The sequence below is a fragment of the Bradyrhizobium sp. PMVTL-01 genome (assembly GCF_051861855.1).
Taxonomy (GTDB): domain Bacteria; phylum Pseudomonadota; class Alphaproteobacteria; order Rhizobiales; family Xanthobacteraceae; genus Bradyrhizobium.
In genome coordinates, this window is the sequence record NZ_CP193982.1 from 1,125,130 (window position 1) to 1,149,625 (window position 24,496).

Annotated in this window: 22 protein-coding genes; 4 read left to right on the forward strand and 18 right to left on the reverse strand. The window is 66.4% G+C overall.

All coding sequences use genetic code 11. The features are described from left to right. Positions 1-100: 100 nt before the first annotated feature. A complete protein-coding gene (locus tag ACRQ5Q_RS05285; RefSeq protein WP_439371156.1) occupies positions 101-559 on the reverse strand; it encodes a nucleoside deaminase in 459 nt (152 codons plus the stop codon). Between the two features lie 117 nt (positions 560-676). On the opposite strand from ACRQ5Q_RS05285, the gene ACRQ5Q_RS05290 reads away from it, so the two are divergent. Together ACRQ5Q_RS05290 and rsmD are read left to right on the forward strand one after the other, a co-directional pair. Further along, the gene (locus ACRQ5Q_RS05290) at positions 677-2,590 is read left to right on the forward strand and encodes a pseudouridine synthase (RefSeq protein ID WP_439396350.1); all 1,914 of its coding nucleotides are present in this window, start codon (positions 677-679) and stop codon (positions 2,588-2,590) included. A 174-nt stretch (positions 2,591-2,764) separates the two neighbouring features. Then, positions 2,765-3,322: a 16S rRNA (guanine(966)-N(2))-methyltransferase RsmD gene (rsmD, locus tag ACRQ5Q_RS05295; protein ID WP_439396352.1), complete on the forward strand. Its 558-nt coding sequence runs from the start codon at positions 2,765-2,767 to the stop codon at positions 3,320-3,322. 54 nt (positions 3,323-3,376) lie between these two features. Here rsmD and mutL read toward each other — a convergent pair whose 3' ends face one another. The 8 genes from mutL to ACRQ5Q_RS05335 form a co-directional block, all read right to left on the reverse strand. Next, complete coding sequence (gene mutL / locus ACRQ5Q_RS05300; protein WP_439399690.1) at positions 3,377-5,191, reverse strand: DNA mismatch repair endonuclease MutL; 1,815 nt, start codon at positions 5,189-5,191, stop codon at positions 3,377-3,379. A gap of 292 nt (positions 5,192-5,483) precedes the next feature. After that, positions 5,484-5,900 (reverse strand): alternative ribosome rescue aminoacyl-tRNA hydrolase ArfB, encoded by a 417-nt coding sequence (gene arfB / locus ACRQ5Q_RS05305; RefSeq protein WP_439396354.1) that lies wholly within the window; start codon positions 5,898-5,900, stop codon positions 5,484-5,486. Positions 5,901-6,032: 132 nt separating this feature from the next. Next, positions 6,033-7,403, reverse strand: a complete 1,371-nt coding sequence (locus ACRQ5Q_RS05310; RefSeq protein ID WP_439396356.1) for a M16 family metallopeptidase — start codon at positions 7,401-7,403, stop codon at positions 6,033-6,035. Continuing rightward, on the reverse strand, positions 7,400-8,794 hold the full coding sequence (locus tag ACRQ5Q_RS05315) for a M16 family metallopeptidase (RefSeq protein WP_439375717.1): 1,395 nt from the start codon (positions 8,792-8,794) through the stop codon (positions 7,400-7,402). Before ACRQ5Q_RS05315 ends, ACRQ5Q_RS05310 begins: the two co-directional genes overlap by 4 nt. Before the next feature lie 192 nt (positions 8,795-8,986). After that, on the reverse strand, positions 8,987-9,712 hold the full coding sequence (locus ACRQ5Q_RS05320; RefSeq protein WP_439396358.1) for a hypothetical protein: 726 nt from the start codon (positions 9,710-9,712) through the stop codon (positions 8,987-8,989). A 97-nt stretch (positions 9,713-9,809) separates the two neighbouring features. After that, positions 9,810-10,304, reverse strand: a complete 495-nt coding sequence (gene lspA / locus ACRQ5Q_RS05325) for a signal peptidase II (RefSeq protein WP_439396359.1) — start codon at positions 10,302-10,304, stop codon at positions 9,810-9,812. 7 nt (positions 10,305-10,311) lie between these two features. Continuing rightward, positions 10,312-13,320 carry an isoleucine--tRNA ligase gene (gene ileS, locus ACRQ5Q_RS05330; protein ID WP_439396361.1) on the reverse strand — a complete coding sequence of 1,003 codons (3,009 nt, stop codon included), beginning with the start codon at positions 13,318-13,320 and terminating at the stop codon, positions 10,312-10,314. Between the two features lie 202 nt (positions 13,321-13,522). Beyond that, positions 13,523-14,494 (reverse strand): bifunctional riboflavin kinase/FAD synthetase, encoded by a 972-nt coding sequence (locus ACRQ5Q_RS05335; protein ID WP_439371146.1) that lies wholly within the window; start codon positions 14,492-14,494, stop codon positions 13,523-13,525. A gap of 231 nt (positions 14,495-14,725) precedes the next feature. On the opposite strand from ACRQ5Q_RS05335, the gene ACRQ5Q_RS05340 reads away from it, so the two are divergent. Then, positions 14,726-15,121, forward strand: a complete 396-nt coding sequence (locus ACRQ5Q_RS05340; protein WP_007596883.1) for a response regulator — start codon at positions 14,726-14,728, stop codon at positions 15,119-15,121. Positions 15,122-15,272: 151 nt separating this feature from the next. On the opposite strand, the gene ACRQ5Q_RS05345 is transcribed toward ACRQ5Q_RS05340, so the two are convergent. The 3 genes from ACRQ5Q_RS05345 to ACRQ5Q_RS05355 form a co-directional block, all read right to left on the reverse strand. Beyond that, positions 15,273-16,127, reverse strand: coding sequence for a TIGR01459 family HAD-type hydrolase (locus ACRQ5Q_RS05345; protein WP_439371144.1), 855 nt, complete (start codon positions 16,125-16,127; stop codon positions 15,273-15,275). Positions 16,128-16,142: 15 nt separating this feature from the next. Continuing rightward, entirely contained in the window at positions 16,143-17,630 is a 1,488-nt protein-coding gene (locus tag ACRQ5Q_RS05350) for an EAL domain-containing protein (protein ID WP_439371143.1), read from the reverse strand. A gap of 141 nt (positions 17,631-17,771) precedes the next feature. Beyond that, a complete protein-coding gene (locus tag ACRQ5Q_RS05355; protein WP_439396363.1) occupies positions 17,772-19,334 on the reverse strand; it encodes a winged helix-turn-helix domain-containing tetratricopeptide repeat protein in 1,563 nt (520 codons plus the stop codon). A 122-nt stretch (positions 19,335-19,456) separates the two neighbouring features. Between ACRQ5Q_RS05355 and ACRQ5Q_RS05360 the strand changes: the two genes are divergently transcribed. Continuing rightward, positions 19,457-20,296 carry a class I SAM-dependent methyltransferase gene (locus ACRQ5Q_RS05360; protein ID WP_439371140.1) on the forward strand — a complete coding sequence of 280 codons (840 nt, stop codon included), beginning with the start codon at positions 19,457-19,459 and terminating at the stop codon, positions 20,294-20,296. Positions 20,297-20,338: 42 nt separating this feature from the next. Here the strand turns inward: ACRQ5Q_RS05360 and ACRQ5Q_RS05365 are convergent, their stop codons facing one another. The 6 genes from ACRQ5Q_RS05365 to pgsA all read right to left on the reverse strand — a co-directional run bounded on the left by ACRQ5Q_RS05365 (position 20,339) and on the right by pgsA (position 24,445). Beyond that, positions 20,339-21,469 carry a YihY/virulence factor BrkB family protein gene (locus ACRQ5Q_RS05365; protein WP_439396365.1) on the reverse strand — a complete coding sequence of 377 codons (1,131 nt, stop codon included), beginning with the start codon at positions 21,467-21,469 and terminating at the stop codon, positions 20,339-20,341. Position 21,470: 1 nt separating this feature from the next. Beyond that, positions 21,471-22,058 (reverse strand): phage holin family protein, encoded by a 588-nt coding sequence (locus ACRQ5Q_RS05370; RefSeq protein ID WP_439396367.1) that lies wholly within the window; start codon positions 22,056-22,058, stop codon positions 21,471-21,473. A gap of 90 nt (positions 22,059-22,148) precedes the next feature. Then, positions 22,149-23,108, reverse strand: a complete 960-nt coding sequence (prmB, locus tag ACRQ5Q_RS05375) for a 50S ribosomal protein L3 N(5)-glutamine methyltransferase (RefSeq protein WP_439396369.1) — start codon at positions 23,106-23,108, stop codon at positions 22,149-22,151. After that, positions 23,108-23,575, reverse strand: coding sequence for a molybdenum cofactor biosynthesis protein MoaE (locus ACRQ5Q_RS05380; protein WP_439371135.1), 468 nt, complete (start codon positions 23,573-23,575; stop codon positions 23,108-23,110). The genes prmB and ACRQ5Q_RS05380 overlap by 1 nt, the downstream gene beginning before the upstream one ends. Positions 23,576-23,579: 4 nt before the next feature. After that, positions 23,580-23,831, reverse strand: a complete 252-nt coding sequence (gene moaD, locus ACRQ5Q_RS05385) for a molybdopterin converting factor subunit 1 (RefSeq protein ID WP_439371134.1) — start codon at positions 23,829-23,831, stop codon at positions 23,580-23,582. Beyond that, positions 23,828-24,445 (reverse strand): CDP-diacylglycerol--glycerol-3-phosphate 3-phosphatidyltransferase, encoded by a 618-nt coding sequence (pgsA, locus tag ACRQ5Q_RS05390; protein WP_439371132.1) that lies wholly within the window; start codon positions 24,443-24,445, stop codon positions 23,828-23,830. The genes moaD and pgsA overlap by 4 nt, the downstream gene beginning before the upstream one ends. Positions 24,446-24,496: the final 51 nt, after the last annotated feature.

A 24,496-nucleotide genomic window follows, 5' to 3' on the forward strand; every position in this document is an offset into this window, starting at 1 on the left:
GTCGTCATTGCGAGGAGCCCTTGCGACGAAGCAATCCAGGCAGTCAACGCGGAAAGACTCTGGATTTGCTTCGCTGCGCTCGCAATGACGCAGGAGGGGCCTACCTTCGCTCCCGGAAGAACTCCCTGAGCAGCCGCGCCGCCTCGCTCTCGCCGACGCCGGAGTAGACATCAGGCGCGTGGTGGCAGGCGGGCGAGGCAAAGAACCGCACGCCAGACTCCACCGCGCCGCCCTTGGGGTCGGCAGCGCCGTAATAGAGCCGGCGGACCCTTGCAAAGGAGATCGCGCCCGCACACATGGTGCAGGGCTCCAGCGTCACGTAGAGGTCGCAGTCGACGAGGCGCTCGCTGCCGACCTTTTTCGCCGCCTCGCGCAGCGCGACGATCTCGGCATGGGCGGTGGGGTCATGGTCGGTTAGCGTCCGGTTCGCTGCGGTAGCGATGACCTCGGAATTTCTGACCACCACGCAGCCGATCGGAACTTCGCCTGCTTTTCCGGCATTTTCGGCCGTCAGAAGCGCCAAATCCATGAAAGAGGGGGCTTTCAAGCCTCGTATCATCCTTAGAAACCTGCTAGTAGCTCCGCATTCAGCAAGAGTGAATACCGGTTTGCCTGAGCGTGCGGCTCGGAACGAGCGCGCACAATGCCCTCGCGCCACCCCTGAGTGAGATTATTCATGCCTCGCGACAGCGACAAAGACAACGATTCCCGCGGCCGGCGAGGCCCGGCCAAAGGCCGTAGCGGCAAGCCGCGTGGACCCGACAAGAAATTCGCCAAGCGCGGCTTCGAGGGCAAGGGCGACCGCGACAGCCGGCCGCCCCGCGAGGGTCGTGAGGGCCGCTCCTTCCGTCGCCGCGAGGACAGCGATGCTCCGCGCCGCGATTTTTCCGACCGTCCGCGCTTCAAGCGCGACGGTGAGGAGCGCGGTGAGCGCAGCTTCAAGCCGCGTGGTGACCGGCCGTTCAAGCCGCGCGGCGACCGTCCGAAATTCGAACGCGACGATCGCGCCCCGCGCGGCGAGCGCTCCGAGCGCCGCTTCGAGGACCGCAAGTTTTCGCGCGGCGACTCCGATCGGCCGCGCAAGGATTTTGGCCGCGACCGCGACTTCCGGGATCGCAAGAGCGACTCGGGGGATCGCAAACGCGACCCCGGAGATCGCAAGCGCAGCTTTGGCGATCGTCCGCGTGGCGATCGCCCGCGCAAGAGCTTCGACAAGGATTTCGCCGGGCGCGATCGCGGCGACGAAAAACCCTGGCGTCAGCGTGACGACCGGCGCGAGGGCGGCCGCGGCGAGGACCGTCCGCGCTTCTCGCGTTCGCGCGATGATCGCGCATCCGGTAATCGTCCGTTCCGCGAGCGGCCGCAATTCGATCGGCCCCGCGACCGTGACAGCGAACGTGGTGACCGTCCGAAATTCGATCGTCCGCGCCAGCGGCCGGAAGGCCGCATGGACTGGCAGGAGCATCCGCGCAGCGAAGGCCGCTTCCGCGATCGTCCGCGCCGCGACAATGAGGACGACAGCCGAATCTTCGAGAAGCGTCCCGCCTTCGGCGGCCGCGGCGCCTATCGCGAGCGTGATCGTGATTTCGAGGGCCGTCCGCGCCGCGAGGAGGCGCCGAAGCCGAAGAAGGTCGGCGAGCGCATCGCCAAGGCGCTGGCGCGCGCGGGCCTCGCCTCGCGCCGCGACGCAGAGGGAATGGTCACGCAGGGCCGCGTCACCGTCAACGGCCGCGTCATCAATTCGCCGGCGCTCGACATCACGCCGAACGACGTCGTCCTGGTCGACGGCAAGCCGTTGCCGCCGCGCGAGCGCACGCGGCTGTTCCTCTATCACAAGCCGCGCGGGCTGATGACGACGCATGACGACCCCGAGGGTCGTCCGACCGTGTTCGACAATCTGCCCGAAGGCCTGCCGCGCCTGATCAGTGTCGGCCGGCTCGACTTCAACACCGAAGGCCTGCTGCTGCTCACCAATGACGGCGGCCTCGCGCGCACCCTCGAGCTGCCGGACACCGGCTGGCTGCGCCGCTACCGCGTCCGCGCCCATGGCGACGTCACCCAGGCGCAGCTCGACGAGCTCAAGAACGGCATCGAAATCGAGGGCGTCAAATACGGTCCGATCGAGGCGACGCTGGAGCGCGACCAGGGCGCCAATGTCTGGCTGGTGTTCGCGATCCGCGAAGGCAAGAACCGCGAGGTGCGCAACGTTTGCGCCCATCTCGGGCTCGAGGTGAACCGGCTGATCCGCGTCTCCTATGGCCCGTTCCAGCTCGGCGAGATTCCCGAAGGCGAGGTCGACGAGATCAAGTCGCGCGTGCTGCGCGAGCAGCTCGGCGACAAGGTGATCGAGAAATCGGGCGCCGAGTTCGACGTGCCGTCGAAATCCGCCGGACGCGGTGACGATGCGCCGAAGAAGCCGATGAAGCGCGCCGTCATCAACGACCGCAAGGGCCGCCGCGTGCTGGTGCAGCGCACCGGCAGCGAGGAAGCGCGCGAGCGCAACGAGATGGAGGCGAACGGCTATGGGCCGCCGCGCCGTCCCAAGCGCGGCTACCACGGCAAGCGCGATCTGACGCCGCGGGAGGACTGAGGTGGAGTGCAGTCATTCGCTCCGCTCTCTCTTGTTCCCTCCCCCCTTGTGGGGGAGGGGTAGGGAGGGGGGTATCCCACGGGAGGTCTGCGCGCGTGGCACCCCCTTCGCCAACCCTTCCCCACAACGGGGAAGGGAGCTCACCGTTCGTGTGGCTGCAGCGGGGGCAATGTAGTGCGCGTCGTCGGCGGCAGGTTGAAGGGGCGCAATCTCGCCTCACCGTCCTCGCGCGACATCCGCCCCACGGCGGACCGCTTGCGCGAGTCCGTGTTCAACATTCTCGTGCATGCCTATGACGATCCGATCGCGGATGCGCGCGTGCTCGATCTCTTCGCCGGCACCGGCGCGCTCGGCATCGAAGCCTCGTCACGCGGCGCGAAGTTCACGCTGTTCGTGGATAACGGTGCGGAGGCACGCGCGCTGCTGCGGAACAATGTCGAGTCGCTCGGCCTCGGCGGGGTGACGAAGGTCTATCGCCGCGATGCGACCGATCTCGGCCCTGCGCATCCCGTCGAGCCGTTCTCGCTGGTGTTCCTCGATCCGCCCTATGGCAAGGGTTTTGCGGAGAAGGCGCTGGCCTCCTTGCGCGATGGCGGCTGGCTGACGCCCGGCGCGCTGCTGGTGGTGGAAGAGGCGAAGGCCGCGCAGTTCGCGACGCCGGAGGGCTTTGAGGAGCTGGAGCGGCGGGCGTATGACGATACGGAGTTCGTGTTCTTGCGTAGGGCGCATTAGCGAAGCGTAATCCGCCGTGTCGCGCCGCGGAGGCTAATCCACCCTTCAGCACCGTCACCTCCGCCCGAACAGCTTCTCCACGTCGCTCAGTTTCAGCTCGACATAGGTCGGCCGGCCGTGATTGCACTGGCCGGAGTTCGGGGTGTCCTCCATCTCGCGAAGCAGGGCGTTCATCTCTTCCGGTCGCAGCCTGCGCCCGGCGCGGACCGAGCCGTGGCAGGCCATGGTGGCGGCGACGTGCATCAGGCGGCGTTCGAGAGGGAGAGCCTCGTCCCATTCGGCCATGTGCTCCGAGAGATCGCGCAAGAGGCCGCCCGCATTGGTCTTGCCGAGCAGCGACGGCGTCTCGCGCACCGCAACCGCACCGGGGCCGAAGGATTCGATTGCCAGCCCAAACGAGGCCAGCTCCTCGACGCGCTCCAGCAGCCGCTCCACCGTGGCCTCGTCCATCTCGACGATCTCGGGGATCAAGAGGATCTGCCGTTGCACACCGTTTGCGGCGAGCGAGGCCTTCAGACGCTCGTAGACGATGCGCTCATGGGCGGCGTGCTGGTCGACGATGATGAGGCCGTCGCGGGTCTGCGAGACGATGTAGGTCTCGTGGATCTGGGTGCGCGCCGCGCCGAGCGGGCGATCGACGAGGTCAGCCACTGGCTGCGTCTCGATCCGCACATCGGCACTGGGCGCGCCGACATCGAACGCGGCCTGCGCGCGCTCGGTGAAGGCAGGCGCCGCGGCGCCTTCGAAGGACGGCATCGGCGCGACCGGGGCGGATGGTGAGGCCCGCCAGTCCCAGCTCGCCGGACGCGGCGGCGTGAACGCGGGGCGGAACGAGGACAGCGCGCTCTCGCCGTTGTTGGCGGCGGTGCGGCGGCCCTCGCGCGCCAGCGCGTCCTTCAATCCGTGCACGATCAGGGCGCGCACAAGGCCGGCATTGCGGAAGCGCACCTCGGTCTTGGCCGGATGCACATTGGCGTCGACCTCGCGCGGATCGAGCGTGACGAACAGCGCCAGCACGGGATGGCGGTCGCGCGGCAGATAGTCGGAATAGGCCGCGCGCACGGCCCCCAGGATCAGCTTGTCGCGCACCGGGCGGCCGTTGACGAAGAGATATTGCCCGAGCGCATTGGCCTTGGTCAGCGCGGGAGCCGCGGCATAGCCGGCGACGACGATGCCCTCGCGCTCGGCATGGACCTCGATGGCGTGGCTGCGGAATTCCGCGCCGAGGATATCGCCGAGCCGCGTCAGCCGCCCGGCGGCGCCGGGCAGCGCGGCAGCCCAGGTCACCGGCGCGCGCTCCTCGCCCGCGAGTGTGAAAGCGACGTCGGGCCGCGCCATCGCGAGGCGCCGCACCACCTCGCGGATGGCTTCCGCCTCGGTGCGGTCGGTCTTCAAAAACTTCAGCCGCGCCGGCGTCGCATAGAAGAGATCGTTGACCTCGACCCGCGTGCCATGCGCCAGCGCCGCCGGCATGATCTCGGACTTCTCGCCGCCTTCGACGCCGAGCGCCCAGGCATGCGGCTCGCTGGCATGGCGCGTCGTGATCGACAGCCGCGCGACCGAGCCGATGGAAGGCAGCGCCTCGCCGCGGAACCCGAGGGTGCGGATCTGGAGCAAATCCTCGTCGTCGAGCTTGGAGGTCGCATGGCGCTCGACCGCGAGCGACAGGTCCTTCGCGGTCATGCCGCTGCCGTCGTCGGTGATGCCGATCCGGCGCCGGCCGCCGCCGTCGGTGAAGACGTCGATCCGGCTCGCCCCGGCATCGATGGCGTTCTCGACCAACTCCTTGACCACGCTCGCGGGCCGCTCGACCACCTCGCCGGCGGCGATGCGGTTGACGACCTGTTCTGGAAGCTGGCGGACGGGCATGAGGCTCACTTGGCGAATATCCCAGTTTAATGCCGCGCGGCAACAAATGCATTGGGAAGGTCGAGGCTTCCCACATCCGAAATGGGGACATTTCAGCTCGCGTCGTCCCTGGCAACGCGGCGCATGTTCCGCGCTGCCTTATATGCGGAGCACAATTCCGCGAAAGCGCCGTCCAATCTCATCGCGCTTTAATCGGCGGCAAAAAACTCCGGCCGCAAGGTCATCGCGCTTTAGGATGTTGTTTGCGCATGAATTTTTCGGAAAATCGCTTCGCACCGTTCCCGATCGTGCTTTAATCGTCGAAGCGGCCGCCGCGCCCCGCCTTGACGTCGCTGCGGCGCTTCTTGCCTTCGAGCCGGCGCTGCTTGGAGGCGAAGGTCGGCCGCGTGGCGCGCCGCGGCGTTGGTCGCACCATGGCCTCTTCGAGGATTTCAACGAGGCGGTCGATGGCATCCTGGCGGTTGCGCTCCTGGGTGCGGAAGCGCTGGGCGTGGATCACGATGACGCCGTCCTTGGTCATGCGCTGGCCGGCGATGCGGGCGAGGCGCAGCGCGGCATCGTCGGGCAAGGTCAGCTTGCGCGTGTCGAAGCGGAGTTGCGCGGAGGTCGCGACCTTGTTGACGTTCTGCCCGCCCGGCCCGGAGGCGCGGACGAAGCCGATCTCGATGTCGTCCTCGTCGATGACGAGATCGCGGGATATCCGCAGCATGATGGCACCATTCGTAATGTCCGGACATACCGCGGACACCGGCCTTCAGCAATGGCGCTCCCAGCGAACACAAATGGCCGGGGCAAACCCGGCCATTTCAGGAAGCCTACAGAGAAGAGGTCTGTTCGACTGCTAATTGGACTTGGGCGCCGTAGCCGCGGGCTGCGCGGCGGCCTGCGGGGTGCGGCCGACGACGACCGTCAGCAGGCCCTGGCCCCAGAGCCGCTTGGCGGCGGCCTTGGCGTCGTCCAGGGTCACGGCGTCGACGATGGCATTGCGCCTTTCGATATAGTCGATCGGCAGCTTGTCCTGCTGGTACTGCAGCAGCGCCTGCGCCAGCTTGGATGAGGTGTCGAGCGCCAGCATCTGCGAGCCCTTGAGGTAGGACTTGGCCTCGTCGAGCTCCTTCTGCGTCGGGCCCTCCTCGGCGATGCGGCGCACCTCCTTCTCGATGGCGTCGATGGTGTCGCCGGCGCGGTCGGCGCGGGTGCCGGTGTTGCCGATGAAGACCGCCGAATGTTCCATCCAGAGCAGGGATTCGAACACGGAATAGGCCAGGCCTCGCTTCTCGCGAACCTCGCGATAGAGCCGCGAGGACAGTCCGCCGCCGCCGAGGATGTGGTTGACGACATAGGCCGCCATGAAGTTGGGGTCGCTGCGCTTCACGCCGGGGCCGCCGAAGGTGATCACGGTTTGCGGCACGTCCAGCGGCACGAAGGCGCGCTGCGGCGGCTTGATCGCGTCGACGTCGGGCACCGGCACGAGATTGGCCTTGGCGGGCAGGCTGCCGAAGGTGTGGTCGAGCAGCTTGCCGAGCGTCTCCGGATCGACGTCGCCGACGACAGCGACCTTCAGCCCGTCCCTGGCGAGCACGCGGCCGACATAGTCCTTGAGGTCGGCGACCGTGATGGTCGGCACGCTGTCCAGCGAGCCGTTGCTCTGCCGGCTGTACGGATGATCGCCGAAGGCGACCTCCAGGAACTTGCGGCTCGCCAGCGATGACGGGTTGGTGGTCTCGCGGCGCAGGCCTGAGATCACTTGCGAGCGGATGCGCTCGATATCGGCGGTGTCGAAATGCGGCGAGGTCAACGCCATCCTGAGCAGGTCGAAGGCTTCGTCCTTGTTGTCGCGCAGCATGCGCAGACTGCCGCGGAAGCTGTCGCGGCTGGCGCTGAAGGAGAGCTCGATGGCACGGCGGTCGAGCCGCTCGTGGAAGGTCTTGGAGTCGAGATCGGCGGAGCCTTCATCGAGCAGGTCGCCGACCAGATTGGCGACGCCCGACTTGTCCTTGGGATCCTGGGCCGAGCCGCCGGCAAAGGAATATTCCATGGCGATCAGCGGCACGGTGGCGTCCTGCACGAACCAGGCCTCGATGCCGCCGGGCGAGACCAGGCGCTGGATCTTTGCCGCCGCCTGCGACGGCGCGACCGTGGCGAGGGCGAGCGCCGCCCCGGTCGCGAGGGAGAGGACGAAGTGTCTTGCGCGAAGGAAGTGATAGGTCACGAACGCTTCTCCTCGCGCTTGGTGGCACTGGTGTCCTTGATCAGGTAGCCCGTCACCGAGCGCTTCTTCTCGAGCCATTTCTGCGCGACGGCGCGCACCTGCTCGGCGGTGACCGCGCGAATGCGATCGGGCCAGCTCCTGATGTCCTCGATCGACAGGCCCGTGGTCAGCGCGCCGCCATACCAGCGCGCCAGCACGGCCTGATTGTCCTGGGCGTAGATCGCTTCGGCAATGAGCTGGGTCTTCACGCGCTCCAGATCCTCGGCGCGGATCGGGTTCTGCGCGATGTCGGCGATGACGCCGTCGATCACCTGCTCGACCTCGGCGAAGCTGACGCCGGGTTTCGGCGCGGCCGAGATCGCGAACTGGGTCGGGTCGAGCGAGATGCTCGAATAGCTGGCGCTGGCGGAGACCGCGAGCGGCTTGTCGACGACGAGCGCGCGGTAGAGATAGGAATTGCTGCCGCTGCCCATCAGCTGTGCCAGCACGTCGAGGGCTGCGCTCTCGCCGGCTGCGGCCGTCGTTGCGGACGGCGCCAGATAATTGCGGCGCAGGCTCGGCTGCTCGACGCGCGGGTCGGCCAGCGTGACGGTGCGGGGTGCGGCCGGCTCGGGCTCCTGCGGGCGGACGCGGCGCGCGGGGATCGCGGGCTGGGCCGGGATGGCGCCGAAATTGCGCTCGACCAGCGGACGGATGTCGGCGGCCTCGACGTCGCCGGCGATCACCAGGATCGCGTTGTTCGGCGCGTAGAAGCGGCGGTAGAAGGCCAGCGCGTCCTCGCGATCGAGCTTCTCGATCTCCTGGTGCCAGCCGATCACCGGGCGGCCATAGGGATGGTTGAGATAGAGCGCGGCCATGATCTGCTCGTTGAGCCGCGCCTCGGGATTGTTGGCGACGCGCATGTTGTACTCTTCGAGCACCACGTCGCGTTCTGGCAGCACGTTCTCGTCCTTGAGGATCAGGCCGGTCATGCGATCGGCCTCGAACTCCATCATGGTCGGCAGCTGCTCCTTCGGCACCCGCTGGTAGTAGTTGGTGTAATCGACCGAGGTCGAGGCGTTCTCGTTGCCGCCGACGCGAAGCACGGTCTGGGAGAATTCGCCGACCGGATGCTTTGAGGTGCCCTTGAACATGAGGTGCTCGAGGAAATGCGCGAGCCCGGATTTGCCCGGCGTCTCGTCGGCCGAGCCGACCTTGTACCAGATCATCTCCGTGACCACGGGCGTGCGGTGGTCCGGGATCACCACCACCTGCATGCCGTTGGGCAGCGTGAAGCTGGCGGGTGGGGCCGATGTCACCGTGGTCTGGGCGAGCGCGGCGCCGGCTGAGAGGACGCTGGTCGAAAGCAGCGCGGCAAGAAGGCAGGCAGCCGATCGGTAAGAGGACATCATCATCCTTATGACAGGCCGAGCCCGGATGTCCGGCTCGGAGGGCACGGCATGCTACACCGTGCGGCTGAGGCTTCGCGTCACGAAGCAGAGAACTCACCGCTTAGGCAAGTTACTGATAAGCAATTCAAGACCGCGCCGGGATTCATCAGCCGCCGGCGCGCTCTGTCAGAATGTCGCGGTGGACGAGGAACGCTATTGTTCCTTGTCCTTGCCCGACATGATGTCGAAATAGGTCCGCCGCGACTTGTCCGGACCGGCGCCGTAGGCGTAGTTCGGTGACGGCGTCTGGTAGCCGGGCGGCGGCTCGACGAGCGACTGGCGCGGCGGCTCGCTGGTGAACTTCTTTTCTTCGGAGCCGTTGCCGCCCTTCATCATGTTCCACAGACCGCCGGCGTAACCGAGCTGGGCGGGGCTGAGCGAAGGATTGCCGTTGGTGCCCGGCTGGATCGGATCGTTGCTGGTGCGCTCCGGAGCGGCGACCTGACCGGCCTTCATCTCGGCGGGCGTCAGCGGCTGGGCGGCCTGCCAGTTCTCCGTGGCCTTGACAGCCTTTTTCCGCTGGGCGATCGCCTCCTTGCGGCGCTTCTCGTCGGGGTCCTTCGGCCAGTTCGGCACGTTTTTGGCTTCGGTTCCGGCAGGCGGGGGCAGGTCGAGCTTGGGCGGTACCACCAGCGGGGAGCGCTCGCGGTACTCGATACCCTTCTTCTCCATGCTCTTGGCGCCGATGCCGGACATCAGATTGTCGATGAGCTTCTCTTCGAAGGTCATGTCGTCTTCGTCGTCGCCGTCATCACCGGCGCGGGCCGCCCCCGCCGACATGACGAGACCGATGCCGAGCGCGACGGCGGATAATCTCAATGCCTGCCAGAACCCCGACCGGGGATCTCCGATCGAACCGCTGGTCTTCGAGCTGCGCATCGCTGTACCTGTTCCAAATTGTGGCAGTTTGCCGCTCGCCCCGCGGCTTAAACCCTCGCAAAAGCAAGGTTCCACCTGCCGGTCGTATCGGCCGGGATCAGGGCGCTTTTGCGGCGGGTACCCCCAGGAAGGAATCATACAATAGCGCTGCCACCCCAGCAACGATGGCCACGTCCGCGAGGTTGAACACGTACCAATTATAGGTATTTCCGCCGATATCGATGTGAAACAGGGCGAAATCGACCACCGCGCCATAGGCCAGGCGGTCGATGCCGTTGCCGATGGCGCCCCCGATGATCAGGCCGAGCGCGACCGTGGCGAGCAGGGTGTGCGACCGAGCCATCCAGATCGCCAGCGCGACCACGGCGATGGTCTTGACCGCCATCAGCGCGATCTGCGCCGCCTGGCCGTCGTTCTGGAGCCAGCCGAAGCTGATGCCGATGTTCCAGGCCAGCACGAGGTCGAAGAACGGCGTCACCCTCACCACGCCGCGCCGGGCGAGGTCGAATCCGTTTAGCAGCCAGAGCTTTGAGGCCTGGTCGAGGATGACCGTGACCACGGCCGAGATGATGCCGGCGCGGAGGGGGGTCATGCCGGCATCAGATGCTCACCCCCAGCGCCTTCCATTCGCGCAGCGCCTTCGCATCGCGCGGGGTGACGTCTGGATATTCAGGGTCTTCGCCGACCGTCGGCGAGATCTTCCAGGAGCGCGCGCATTTGGTGCCGACCGCCTTCTCCACCACGACGGCAACGCCGGGCACCGCATCGAGACGGAACGCCGAAGCCGGCGCCTCGCCCTCACGCAGCTCGTAGTTCGAGGTGATGCAGATTTCGGCGAGGTCGGTGTCGAACAACGTCATCAGCACGTTCCGGTCGGCGACATAGATCACAGGCGAAGCCTCGAGCGAGGAGCCGATGTTCTTGGCGGCGCGTTCGAGCTCGAGCGCGCCGGTGACGACGCGGCGAACGTCGCGGATGATCTCCCATTTCGCGGCCAGCCTGTCGTCGAGGAACTCATCCATTGCACCGGGGAACATCGTGAGATGGACCGACGCTTCGGCCTGCGGCCTGTACATCCGCCAGGCCTCCTCGGCGGTAAAGCTCAGAATCGGAGCGAGCCACTTCAGGACGGATTCGCACAGCAGGTCGATCGTCGTCAGCGCCGCCCTGCGCGCCGGCGAGGACGGCGGATCGCAATACAGCGTGTCCTTGCGGATGTCGAAGTAGAAGGCCGACAGCTCGCTGTTCAGGAAAGCGGAGAGCGTGGCGACGACGGTCTTGTAGTCGAAGGTGGTGTAGGCCGCGCGAATGATCGCTGCCCGCTTTGCAAGCTCGTGCAGCATCAGCCGTTCGAGCTCCGGCATCTCGGCGTGAGCGACCTTCTCGCTCGCCTTGAAGTGATGCAGCGTTCCGAGCATCCAGCGGACCGTGTTGCGCAGCTTGCGATAGGTCTCGATGGTGTTCTTCAGGATCTCCGGGCCGATGCGCTGGTCGTCGGCATAGTCGGTGGCACAGACCCAGAGGCGGAGGATGTCCGCGCCCGAATCCTTGATCACCTTCTGCGGCTCGACGGTGTTGCCGATCGACTTCGACATCTTGCGGCCGTTCTCGTCGAGCGTGAAGCCGTGGGTGAGCACGATGTCGTAGGGCGCGCGGCCGCGCGTGCCGGCGCTTTCCAGCAGCGAGGAATGAAACCAGCCGCGATGCTGGTCGCTGCCTTCCAGATACATCACGGTATCGTTGCCGCCGTCGACCTTGCGGACGATGTCGCCGAGCTGCGGGAAGTTCTGACGATCCTCGAGCACGAAGGCGTGGGTGGAGCCGGAATCGAACCAGACGTCGCAGATGTCGTCGACCTTCTTCCAGTCCTCGCCTGAACGCGAGCCCAGGAAGCGCTCGCGGGCGCCGTCCATGTACCAGGCATCCGCGCCTTCCTCCATGAAGGCTTCGGTGATGCGCTGGTTGACGATCTCGTCCTGCAGGATCTCGGCCGAGCCATCGGCCATCTCGCGCACGAACACGGCGATCGGCACGCCCCAGGCGCGCTGGCGCGAGATCACCCAGTCCGGACGGTTCGCGATCATGCCGTTGATGCGGTTCTCGCCCGACGGCGGCACCCATTGCGTCACCGAGATCGCACGCAGCGCGCGGGCGCGCAGCGTGTCGCCCTTCTTCGCGTGGCCGTCCTCGCTGATGTCCTTGTCCATCGCGATGAACCATTGCGGCGTGTTGCGGAAGATCACCGGCTTCTTCGAGCGCCACGAATGCGGATATTGGTGCTTGAGGCGGCCGCGCGCGAGCAGCTTGCCGCGCTCGATCAGCGCCTGGATCACGGCCTCGTTGGCATCGCCCTTCTCGCCCTTGTCGTTGAGCACGCGCTTGCCGGTGAAACCGGGAGCCTGGGCGGTGTAGGCGCCGTTCTCGTCGACGGTGTAGGGAATCGCGGTCGGGATGCCTCGCGCATCGAGCTCGCGGGTGTTGGCCATCCAGACGTCGAAGTCCTCGCGGCCGTGGCTCGGCGCGGTGTGCACGAAGCCGGTGCCGGTGTCGTCGGTGACATGCTCGCCGGCGAGCAGCGGCACGATGAACTCGTAACCGCCACCGAGGCCACGCAAGGGATGGGCGCATTCGACGGCATCCAGCGTGTCGCCGGGAATGTCGCGCACCTTCTCGTAAGCCGTGACGCGGGCCTGCTTGAACACGTCCGCAGCCAGCGTATCGGCCAGGATCAGGAGATCGCCCGTCTTGGCCCAATTGTCCGCAGGCGCATCCGTCACCTTGAAGAGGCCGTAGGCGATTTTCGGCGAGAACGAGATGGCGCGGTTGCCCGGCAGCGTCCAGGGCGTGGTGGTCCAGATCACGACGCTGGCGGAAGCAAGCACGCCATGGGCCGGCGAGGTCACCGGGAATTTCACCCAGACCATGTCGGAGGTGTAGTCCTCGTACTCGACCTCGGCCTCGGCCAGCGCGGTCTTCTCGACCACGCTCCACATCACCGGCTTGGAGCCGCGATACAGCGTGCCGTTGGCGGCGAATTTCATCAACTCGCGTGCGATCTGCGCTTCGGCCGGATAGCTCATCGTCTGGTAGGGATGATCCCAGTCGCCGATGATGCCGAGCCGCTTGAACTCCTCGCGCTGCACGTTGATCCAGTGCGTCGCATAGGCGCGGCATTCCTTCCGGAATGCCACCATCGCGGTGGAGTCGCGGAAATCGGGCTTCTGCTTGCCCTTCTTGCGGTAGTTCTCCTCCTCGATCTTCCATTCGATCGGCAGGCCGTGGCAATCCCAGCCCGGCACGTAGTTGGAGTCGAACCCGAGCATCTGCTGGCTCTTGGTCACGACGTCCTTGAGGATCTTGTTCAGCGCGTGCCCGATATGGATGTTGCCGTTGGCGTAGGGCGGGCCGTCATGCAGCACGAACTTGGCGCGGCCCTCGGCTTCCTTGCGCAGCTTGTCGTAGAGGCCGATGTCGTTCCAGTACTTGAGAATCTCCGGCTCGCGCTGCGGCAGGCCGGCACGCATCGGGAATTCGGTCTGCGGCAGGAACAGGGTTTTGGAATAGTCGTTGGCTTCAGACTTTTGGGACTTTTGCGGCTTTTCGGACATGAGGCTGACTGGCTCGGAAGGGCGCGGGAACGGATGGCGACATGGAATCGCGGGGGTGAAACGACCAAATCCCGGTCTTGCGCCGAGCCAAAAGCTCAGGCGGAAGCCGGGCCGCTAATCCCTATGATGCGCCGCGCAAACATGGGCTCTCCATAGCAGCCGGGCCGAGGAAGCGCAAAGGTCCGGCAGGCCCGTTTCGGCCTCAGTCGATCGCGCCAAGCCGTGGAAATGCGTCCGGGGCGGCGGCCAGGATAGTGCGGGCACGGGCCGAATCGTCGTCCATCCGCCGGATCAGGGCCTCCAGACTGTCGAATTTCAGCTCCTCGCGGATGAAGCCGATGAAGGCGCAGTCGAGCGCCTGCCCATAGAGGTCGCCCTTGAAGTCGAACAGGAAGATTTCGAGCAGCGGCGCGCCATTATCAAAGGTCGGGCGGCGGCCGAAGCTGGCCACCCCGTCGAGCCGCTCGGTGCCGCAGCCGACCCGAACCGCATAGATGCCGTGCTTGAGGCCGCAATTGGCGTCGAGCCGGATATTGGCGGTGGGGTAGCCGAGGTCGCGGCCGCGCTTCTCGCCGTGGATGACCTCGCCGGTGATGAACCAGGGCGCGCCCAGCATGGTCGTGGCCTCCTCGAGGAGGCCTTCGGCCAGCGCGATCCGGATCGCGCTGGAGGACACCGGCCGCTCGTCGATATCGACATGCGGCTGCACGTCGACCTCGATGCCGAGCCGGGGTGCCTCGTTGACCAGGAGGCCCGGCGAGCCGACGCGCCCCTTGCCGAAATGGAAGTCATAGCCGACCACGATGCCGCTGACGCCGAGACGTCCGATCAGGTCGTGGTGAATGAAGTCTTGCGCGCTGGTACCGGCCCTTGCCTTGTCAAAGGTCATGACCACGGCACCGGCAAGCCCGGTGCCGGCCAGAAGCCGCAGCTTGGCCCGCTCGTCCGTCAGGCGGAATTGCGGGGTATTGGGGCTGAAAAACCGGCGCGGGTGCGGCTCGAAGGTCAATGCCAGCGCTGGGCGGCCATGCGCGCGGCCCATTTCCAGGGCGGCCGCGATGACGGCCCGGTGGCCGAGATGAACCCCGTCGAAATTGCCCATGGCGACCACGGCGCCGCGGGGAATGGCAGAATCCGGCGTGGTGTCGCGAATAACGGTAAATTGCGGGGCCATCAGGGGAATTCTCGAGCCGGCGGGACCGGCCGGGACCGTGGCGCGACCCGCCCGATGAAGTCAAGCGGGGGAGGCGGGCCGGATTCAACAGGGTTTCAATTCTGCGGGGGCGCCCCCAGTTAACGCGCTGTTTAACGCCTTGGTGCTAGTCCTTGAAACGTGGAACTGGACCGGCCTCCGGCCTGGCAGGTCCGATCGTAATATTCCTGGGTTTGCGTTGGGGGAGTCGAGATGGCGGTTGATTTGTCGATGTCGGTTCTGGTGGTTGATGACTACAGCACCATGATCCGAATCATCAGGAATCTGCTGAAGCAGCTTGGCTTTGAGAATATCGATGATGCCAGCGACGGTTCGGCGGCACTGAACAAGATGCGCGGCAAGAAGTACGGGCTCGTGATCTCCGACTGGAACATGGAGCCGATGACGGGCTACGACCTGCTGCGCGAAGTGCGCGCGGATCCGAACCTCGCCACCACGCCCTTCATCATGATCACGGCGGAGTCGAAGACCGAGAACGTGATCGCGGCCAAGAAGGCCGGCGTGAACAATTACATCGTCAAGCCGTTCAACGCGGCGACGCTGAAGACCAAGATCGAAGCGGTCTTCCCGGACATGGCGAGCGCGTAAGCGCGCCAGAGTTTTCGGCTGAACTCGCAAGGCCCGGGCCGCGTCCCGGGCCTTCTACGTCGGGTCCGTCATTCCGGGGCGGTGCGTCAGCACCGAACCATGGAACGCAAGTGCGCCCCGTAGTTCGCGCTTCGCGTGCCCCGTTAGGTCATCACCACTTCAATTCGCGCATCAGCGCCTTCGGCGGGTGGCCGAACAATTCCATCACCGAGGCCGGATCGAGCTGGTCGAGGCCTTCGAATTCCTCGGCATGGATGCCGCGGGTGACGAACAGGCAGTCAATGCCGAATTCGCGCGCGCCGGTTAAGTCGGTGCGGACGGAATCGCCGATCGCCAGCACGCGTCTGCGGTCGATCATGTGGCCCTGGCGCTCGCCGGCTAGCCGCATGGCGCGCTCGTAGATCGGGCGGTGCGGCTTGCCGTAGAAGATCACCTCGCCGCCGAGCTCGCGGTAAAGCTCCGCGACGGCGCCGGCGCAATAGATCAGCCGGTCGCCGCGCTCCACCACGATGTCGGGGTTGGCGCAAACCAGCGTCAGCTTGCGCTCGCGCGCCTTCAGCATCATGCCTCGATAGTCTTCGGCGGTCTCGGTCTCGTCGTCATAGAGGCCGGTGCACACGATGTAGTCGGCCTCTTCCAGCGGAGCGGTTTTCGCGTCGAGGCCGCGATAGATCGAACTGTCACGCTCGGGGCCGAGCCAGAACATCTTGCGGCCGGGATGCTCGGCGACATAGAGCCGGGTCAGATCGCCCGATGACACGATCGCGTCATAGGTTTCGTCGGGGACGCCGAGCTTGCGCAATTGCCGCTGCACCGAGTCGGCCGGGCGCGGCGCGTTGGTGATCAGGATCACCGTACCGCCCCGGCTGCGATAGGTGTGCAGCGCCTCGCAGGCCTCGGGGAAGGATTCGAGGCCGTTGTGAACGACACCCCAGATGTCGCTGAGCACGACGTCGACGCCGCCCACGAGCTCGCGCAGGCTTTCAGCGAAATGCAGCGTGGTCATGATGCGTGCGGTCGATCAGATGCGGCGCGCGAGCGCCGCGTTGCCGGTGATACGCTGGGGCGGAGGCGCCGAAGACGTCGCGCCTGAGCTTTGTTTGCCGGAAGCATTGGGTCCCTGAGTGTCCTGCGCCTGGTTCGGCGCGGCCCCGCCGGTAGCAGATGCCCCCTCCGGCCGCAATGGCCGGGGCGGCGCGAACAGGAACCCCTGGCCGAACCGCACGTCGTAATCGAGCAGATCGATCACGGCGCGCTCGCCCTCGATCCGCTCGGCGATCAGGTCGATGCCGAAACGGCCGAGCAGATCCGAGAGGTCGGACGGGTGGATGTCGGAGGTCGAGGCCTGCCTGGGGTCGAGCAGCAGCGTGGCCGGTACCTTGATGAAGCGCACGCCGCGGTCGGCGAGTTCGCGCGGCTCGATCCGGAGATCGGTGACATGGTCGATCGAGAAGCGGAAGCCGCGCTGGGCGAGCGCGGCGAGATTCTCGGTCTCGGCCGGACCGAGATTGCGGAAGGTCGACTGCTTGAACTCCAGCACCAGCGACGGCGCCAGCGCGCGGTTGGCTTCGAGGAAGTCGAGGCATTGCGCGAAAGTGGTGGAATTGCCGAGCGTGGAGGCCGCGACGTTGCAGAACACGCCGACATCCTTGTTGCGCACCATCAGGCGCCGCAGCACCTGCACACAGCGCAGCATCACCGCGTTGTCGATGCGCCCGATCAGCCCCGAGGCCTCGGCGATGCTGATGAAGTCCTCGGCGGCGATCAGCTGGTCGCGCTCGTCGCGCACCCGCGTCACGGCTTCGTAGAACCGCACCTTGCGCTGCGGCAGCGTCACCATCGGCTGCAGGAAGATGTCGATGCGGTTCTCGTCGATCGCATTGCGCAGCGTCGCCAGCAATTGGGTCTGGTTGCGTCCGTTGGTGTGGGCCGGATTGGCGGTCTGGGTCTGGACCGGCGGCGCGGGCCGCGACTGCATGGCAGGCCGCGGCGCTGCGGGAAGTGGCGGCGGCGCCATCGGGCGCTCATCGACCGCCGCGATCAAATCCATCGGCGCCTCAGGCTCCGGCCTCGCAACCGGACCGGAGGAGGGGGCCGGCGCGGCACCGGCCAGCAGGTCCTCATGAGCCGACACCGTGGTGGCGAGCTGCCTGACCAGCCCGCCGAGCTCGTTGATCTCGCCGACCACGGACTGGATGCGGTCGGAATTGGTCGAGTTGGACGAGGCCATGCGCCCCTCCATGGCCGCCAGCCGGCGGCCGAACTCGGCCACCTGGCGGGCGAGGTCGGCGGTGCCGCGGGAGAGATCGGCGATCTGGCCACCGACGTCGCTGCGGTCGCGCAGGCGCATCGACACTGCGTTGTAGAGGATCAGGAACGTCAGCGCGGTCAGTGCCACGATGGCCGATTCGGTGCCGCTGATGCCGGCGACCGCGTAGAGCACAAGGCCGAGCGAAGCCGCGACCAGAACCATGCAGATGGCGATGAAGATCGTCGAAATGCGAATCATGCCGCGCGTTACGCCTCAAGAGCTGACAGCCTCACCCTGGAAAACACGGCCAGCGTGCGACCGCGTCACGCCTCATGCTCCCCCAAGCCGCAGGAGCTTAACATCATTGTTGATTCGGGGGGATAGCGACCAGTTCGGACTTCAAGTGAGGCCAGCCCGGCGAAAGCCTTCGAGGTAGCGCTCGCGATCACTGGCGAGCTTGATCGGCATGAACTCGGCGATCCAGGCGAGCGAGACGTTCGGCTGGGCCCGGCGCAGTTCCCTCAAGGCCGCTGCGGCGATCTCGCGACGCCCGGCCATGCCGGCGGCCGCGGTCAGCACCCGGTGCGCGCCGACGAAGTCGCTGCGCTGGCGCAAGGCCTCCTGCGCCAGGCGGATGGCCTCCTCGTCGTCGCCGCCGAGGAAACGTGCATAGGCGGCGATGCCGAAATAGACCGGGGCATAGGGATCGCGCGGGCTGAGGCGGATCGCCCGCCGGGCCGCCTCGTCGGCGTCCTGCCAGCGGCCGCAATAGCCGAGCGCCAGGCCATGATAGCCCTGCGCCAGCGCGAAGTTCGGATTGAGCCGCAGCGCCGTCTCGAACTCGGCCAGCGAGTGCTCGAACCGTCGCGCGAACAGATGGACGTGGCCGAGCGCGTTGTGCGCCCAGGCGTCCTCGTCGTCGGCACGGATCGCGGCACGCGCTGCGCGCTCGGCGGCGGGTAGCGCGATGGCCATGTCCATCCAGCCCATGTGCGCGGTGAACATGTAGCTGGTGCCGAGCAGGCCGAGCGCCTTGCCGTAGGTGGGGTCGAACGCGATGGCCTTTTCGAGCAGGGCCTGGGCCACGACGTGATCCTGCCGCGTCACACGCCAGTAGTGCGAGAGCGCGCGCATCACGAGATCCCAGGCGTCCATGCTGTCGGGCGGCTTGCGCTGGGCCCGAAAATTCTCGGCGGCATAGAGCTGCGGCTCGATCGCGGCGACGATCGCCTCGGTGATCTCGTCCTGGACGGCGAAGACGTCGGCGAGCTCGCGGTCGTAGCGTTCGGCCCAGAGGTGGCTGCCGGTGGCGACGTCGTTGAGCTGCGCGGTGATACGGACGCGCTCGCCATCCTTGCGGACGCTGCCCTCGACGACGTAGCGCACGCCGAGCTCTTCGGCGACCTGCCGCAAATGAACCGTGCGGCCCTTGTAGATGAAGGAGGAGTTGCGCGCGATGACGAAGAACCAGCGCAGCTTCGAGAGCGCGGTGATGATGTCCTCGCTGATGCCGTCGGAGAAATAGTCCTGCCCGGCCTCGCCGCTCATATTGGTGAAGGGCAGCACCGCGATCGCGGGGCGATCGGGCAGCGGCAGGCCCGTCGGTGCCGGCGCGGGCGGCGCGTCTGTCACGGCTGGTCTGGCGGCGCCGGCGAGCTCGGCCACCGCGCCGACGAACCGCACGCCCTTGCGCGCAACGGTGCGGATCAGCCGCTGCTCCTCGCCATTGTCGCCGACCGCGCGGCGCGCTGCGTTGATCCGGCTGGTCAGTGTCGATTCGGAGATGACGCGGCCGTTCCAGATCGCATCGAGCAGATTGTCCCGCGTCACCACGCGATCGCGGTTGCGGACGAGGTAGGTCAGGAGATCGAACACTTGCGGTTCGAGCGCGACGAGCGTCTCCGCGTGCCGCAATTCACGGCGGTCGGGGTCGAGCAGGAAGTCCTCGAACTGAAACGTCACAATTCCCCCTCGGATTCCGCTAGGAAAATCAAGGTGCTCTCAGCGTAAAATAACGCCGCCCTCAAGGCCAGCGAGCCGCATGCGCCCTATCGTCCCGGCGTTTTCAACCGCAGGAGATTGCCATGTCGACATCCGCCGCGCTCAAGCCCGCCACAACCCAGCCCGATCTTGCCGCCGTCAAGCAGCGCCAGCACGGCGCGTGGTCGTCGGGCGACTATGCCGTCGTCGGCACCACCTTGCAGATCGTCGGCGAGCAGCTCTGTGAGGCACTCGACATACGCGCTGGCAGCAAGGTGCTGGACGTTGCCGCCGGCAACGGCAACGCGACGCTGGCCGCGGCGCGGCGCTGGTGTGACGTCACGTCCACCGATTACGTCCCGGCGCTGCTCAAGCGCGGACGCGAGCGCGCAGCGGCCGAACAACTCATGATCGAATTCCGCGAGGCGGATGCCGAAGCGCTGCCGTTTGCCGACGCCAGTTACGATGTCGTGCTCTCCACCTTTGGCGTGATGTTCACGCCGGATCAGGACAGGGCGGCTTCCGAGCTTGCGCGGGTCTGCAAACCCAGCGGCAAGATCGGCCTCGCCAACTGGACCCCGCAAGGTTTCATCGGCCAGCTGTTCAAGACCATCGGCAAGCATCTGCCGCCGCCGGCCGGCGTGAAGTCGCCGGCCCTGTGGGGCACACGGGCACGGCTTGAGGAGATGTTCGGCAGTCAGGCTTCCGAGATCGCGGCCGAGCCGCGCATGTTCGTGTTCCGCTATCGCTCGCCGGAGCATTGGCTCGAAATATTCAAAACCTTCTACGGACCCACGCTGAAGGCGTTTGCCGCGCTCGACGAAACCGGCCAGGCCGCGCTGAAGCGCGATCTCCTGGCGCTGCTCGGCGAGTTCAACCATGCCGACGACGGCACGATCGTCGTGCACAGCGAATATCTGGAAGCCGTGATCACCAGGCGCTGATGCGCGAGATGCGGTCAGGCCGGCCCGCCTGACCGCTGCCGCTCAAGATGGCGCGGCGGCGCCGACCGTGTCGGCCGAGACGGCTTCGCGGCTGCCGAGCGGCTTGGGCTGCCCGGTGGTCGTGTCGCGCAGCGTCTGCCGCTCGATCTCCGAGTTCAGTTCGGCCCCGAACATGATGACGATCGCCGACATCCACATCCACATCATCAGGCCGATCGCAGCTCCAAGCGAGCCGTAGGTCGCGTTGTAGTTGGCGAAGGACGAGAGATACCAGGACAGCAGCGACGAGCCGGCGATCCAGAGAATGGCGGCCGTCACCGCGCCGACGCTCAGCCATTCCCAGCGCGGCGCATCGCGGCTGGGCCCGAAGCGGTAGAGGATCGCGAGTGCCACCAGCAGGATGACGAACAGCAGCGGCCACCGTGCCAGCGCCACGATCAGCTTGCTTTCGGGCGCCATGCCGAGATGGTTGAGCGCGAGCGGGAAGGCGACGACGGCCCCCACCATCAGCAGCAGCGCCACGATGCCGCCCACGGTGAAGGCCAGGGACACCATGTTGAGCTTGATGAAGCTGCGCTTCTCGCGCTCTTCATAGGCGACGTTGAGGGCGTCGATGATGGCTTTCACGCCGGCGTTGGCGCTCCAGATCGCCAGCAGAAGGCCGAACAGGAAGGTGGCCCCAAGCGTCGTATTGCCATGAGACACCACGCGCGAGACCTGCTCCTCGACGATCTGGAATGAACCCTCTGGCAGCATGGTCGCGAGAGTCTGCAGATTGGCGCTGATCGTCGAGGGATCGGCGAACAGACCGTAACAGGAGACCAGTGCGGTTACGGCCGGGAAGATCGCGAGCAGCCCGAAGAACACGACGCCGCCCGCTGTCGCGAGCAGGCGATCCTCGTCGATGCGCTGATAGGTACGCCAGAAAATATCCTTCCAACCCGCCCAGGGAATCGTGAACGGGCTCTTCGCATGACGTCCGCGGTGGGGCTGCACAGCCGCGCGCGCCGGGTGGGTTTCCGGTGAATTCGCCTCTTGCTTGCGGTGGTCTGGCGGAGGTCCTGGCCGGATCAGGCCGGAGTCCTGGAAGTAGCGCTCCGCCGTGAGCACGAAGACGGCGGTGGCCGCCATCAGCAGCCAGCTGTCGATTGGCTCGGAGCGCCGCATCAGCATGTCAGGTCTCCAACCGCTGCCCGTGGCGCCGCCTCCGCGCCGCCGTGACGCCCAGCAGCCCGACCGCCGCGAGCATCAGGCCAAGCTGCACGGGACGGTTGGTGCGAACCGGCGAGCTCCGGTTGCCACGGCCGCGTTCGCCCGGCGCGAGCGGCGCCAATGGAATCGTCGTCGCGACCTCCTTCACCGCCTGCTTGACTGTTCCGCGCGGGATCCGCGGCGTTGCGACCGCCACGCGCAGACGGCTCGCGAGCGGCACGATCGGCTTGGCTTTGCGCCTCATCTGTGCCAACGCCACCCCGGCACAGACGCCAGCCAGGATCAGCAGCACTGCGCCGACCGCGCCAAAGCCCCAGAATTGGCCGTAGTGGATCGCAACCCAGCGGTACAGGGCGATCAGCCCCACGAGGAATGCTGCGACAACGAACAGGCCTGCGACCGCGAACAGCCCGCCGGCCACCGCGTAGGACGTCACCTTGCCGGTGGCCTGGCTGGTCTGGTCACGCAGATAGGATTGAGCAGCGCGTTTGACGTGATTGAGCTTGAGCGCCACGCCTGCGCGCAGCAATTCGCCCGATGGCGCAAGCATGGGGACATCCTCCGAGAGCGAGACAATGCATCGGAGGGATGAACGTGGCCGAATTTGACTTGTTCCGTCGAAGCGGGCGGCCCTGACGGATCAACCGAGATCGGCGGCCGAAACCCAGAACACCTCGCCCTCGGAGTCCTCGGTGTCCAGCCAGAGCAGCGGCAGTTCCGGAAAGGCCTCGTCGACCAGTTCGCGGCCGCGGCCGATCTCGCAGATCAAGCCGCCGCCGGGCGCAAGATGATCGGGCGCATCGCGCAGGATCTTCCGCACCACGTCGAGACCATCGGCACCGCCGTCGAAGGCGAGCTTCGGCTCGGCCCGGCACTCCGGCGGCAATGCCGCCATGCCTTCGGCATCGACGTAAGGCGGGTTGGTAATGATCAGGTCATATCGTGCATCGCCGAGTGGAGCGAACAGGTCGCCGCGATAGAGCGTGATCCGGTCCTCGAGTCCGTAGTCCGCGACATTGCGCGCGGCGACCTCGATTGCGCCCTTGGAGATGTCGACGGCATCGACCTCAGCGTTCGGGAACTGATGCGCAGCGAGGATCGCAAGACATCCGGATCCCGTGCAGAGATCGAGCACGCGCTCGACGGCGGTGGGATCGTCGATCAGCGGGCCGGGTCCGCCCTCGTCGCCGAAATGCGAATCCAGGAGCTCGCCGATGAAGGAGCGCGGAACGATGACGCGCTCGTCGACGTAGAAGGGCAGACCGCGCATGTAGATCTTGTTGACGAGATAGGCGGCCGGTTTGCGCGTCGTGACGCGCCGATGGATGAGATCGAGAAGGGTCTTGCCTTCCGCGACGGTGACACGCGCGTGGGCAAAGCCCTCAAACTGGTCGGGAGTGAGATGCAGCGCCTCACAGACCAGGAAGACGGCTTCCGCGACCGGGTCGGTCGTGCCGTGGGCAAAGGCGAGCTTCGCCTCGGCAAAGCGGCTGACCCCGTAGCGGACGAAGTCGAGCAGTGTGAGAAGCTCGGCGGGTCCCACTTTGGCAAGCTTCGGCGCGGCGCGGCTGCGCGTGCTCTTTTTCGCAAATTTTGCCATCAGGATTTGGTCCAGCGTGCCGCGGCCTCGTCGTCACGGGCGTGGGCCTCGACCCAGCCGGTGCCGGTGGCGCTCTCTTCCTTCTTCCAGAACGGGGCGCTGGTCTTGAGGTAATCCATCAGGAACTCGGCCGCCTGGAATGCGGCCTGGCGATGCTGCGAGGCGGTGAGCACCAGCACGATGTTCTGGCCCGGCATGAAGCGCCCGACGCGGTGGATCACCGTGAGGCCGTTGAGCGGCCAGCGCGAAACGGCCTCGTCGGCATGGCGCCTGATCTCTTCCTCGGCCATGCCGGGATAATGCTCGAGCGTGAGCGCGGCGACCTTGGCGCTGTCGTCGTCGGCGCGGCAGATGCCGGAGAAGCTCACCACCGCGCCGATGTCGGTGCGGCTCTCGGTCAGGACCGCGATCTCGCGCGCGATGTCGAAATCGTCTTCCTGGATGCGGATGGTGACGGGGCAGCTCATGAGCCTAGCCGCCGGTCATCGGCGGGAAGAACGCGATCTCGCGGGCGCCCTCGATCGCGGCGTCCGACTTGACGTGGGCATGGTCGATCGCGGCGCGGATCACCTTCGGCTTCTCGAACGCATACGCGTAAGCCTCGCTCCGGCCGGAGAGCCAGGCGATCAACTCGTCCACGGTGCGCACGGTCGCCGGCGGCTCGATGGTCTCCTCCGCCTTGCCGACGCGCTCGCGCACCCAGGCAAAATACTTCACTTTCATCCCTCATCCTCCTTGATGAGGTGATGGATGCCGGCGCGGAAATAGTCGTAGCCGGTATAGATGGTCAGGATCGCCGAGGCCCACAGCAGCGCAAGGCCGATCATCGTGACGACGGGCACCACCTCGTCACCGGCAGGTCCCGCGAGCAGGAAGCCGATCGCGACGAGCTGGACCGTGGTCTTCCACTTCGCAAGCTTGGTCACGGGCACGCTGACGCGGAGCGCGGCGAGGTATTCGCGCAGGCCCGAGACCAGGATCTCGCGGCACAGGATCACGATGGCGGCCCACAGCGACCAGCCGTGGATGATGCCGTCGGCAGCCAGCATCAGCAGGCAGGACGCGACCAGCAGCTTGTCGGCGATCGGGTCGAGCATCCGGCCGAACGCCGATTGCTGATTCCAGATCCGCGCGTAATAGCCGTCGAGGTAATCGGTCACCCCTGCGGCGATGAAGATGGCGACCGCGAGCCAGCGCAGCCAGAGCGGCTGATCCAGAATCGACTGCGCATAGATGCATCCGACCACGACCGGGATCGCAGCGATCCGGCCATAGGTCAGGATGTTGGGGAGGGACATCGCGCGGCTGGTCGTCCCTCGTGTCGTGGCGATGTTCATCCGTCCTACCAATACCGCTCAAGGCTGAAGGTCAACCGTCCCGCTCACAAA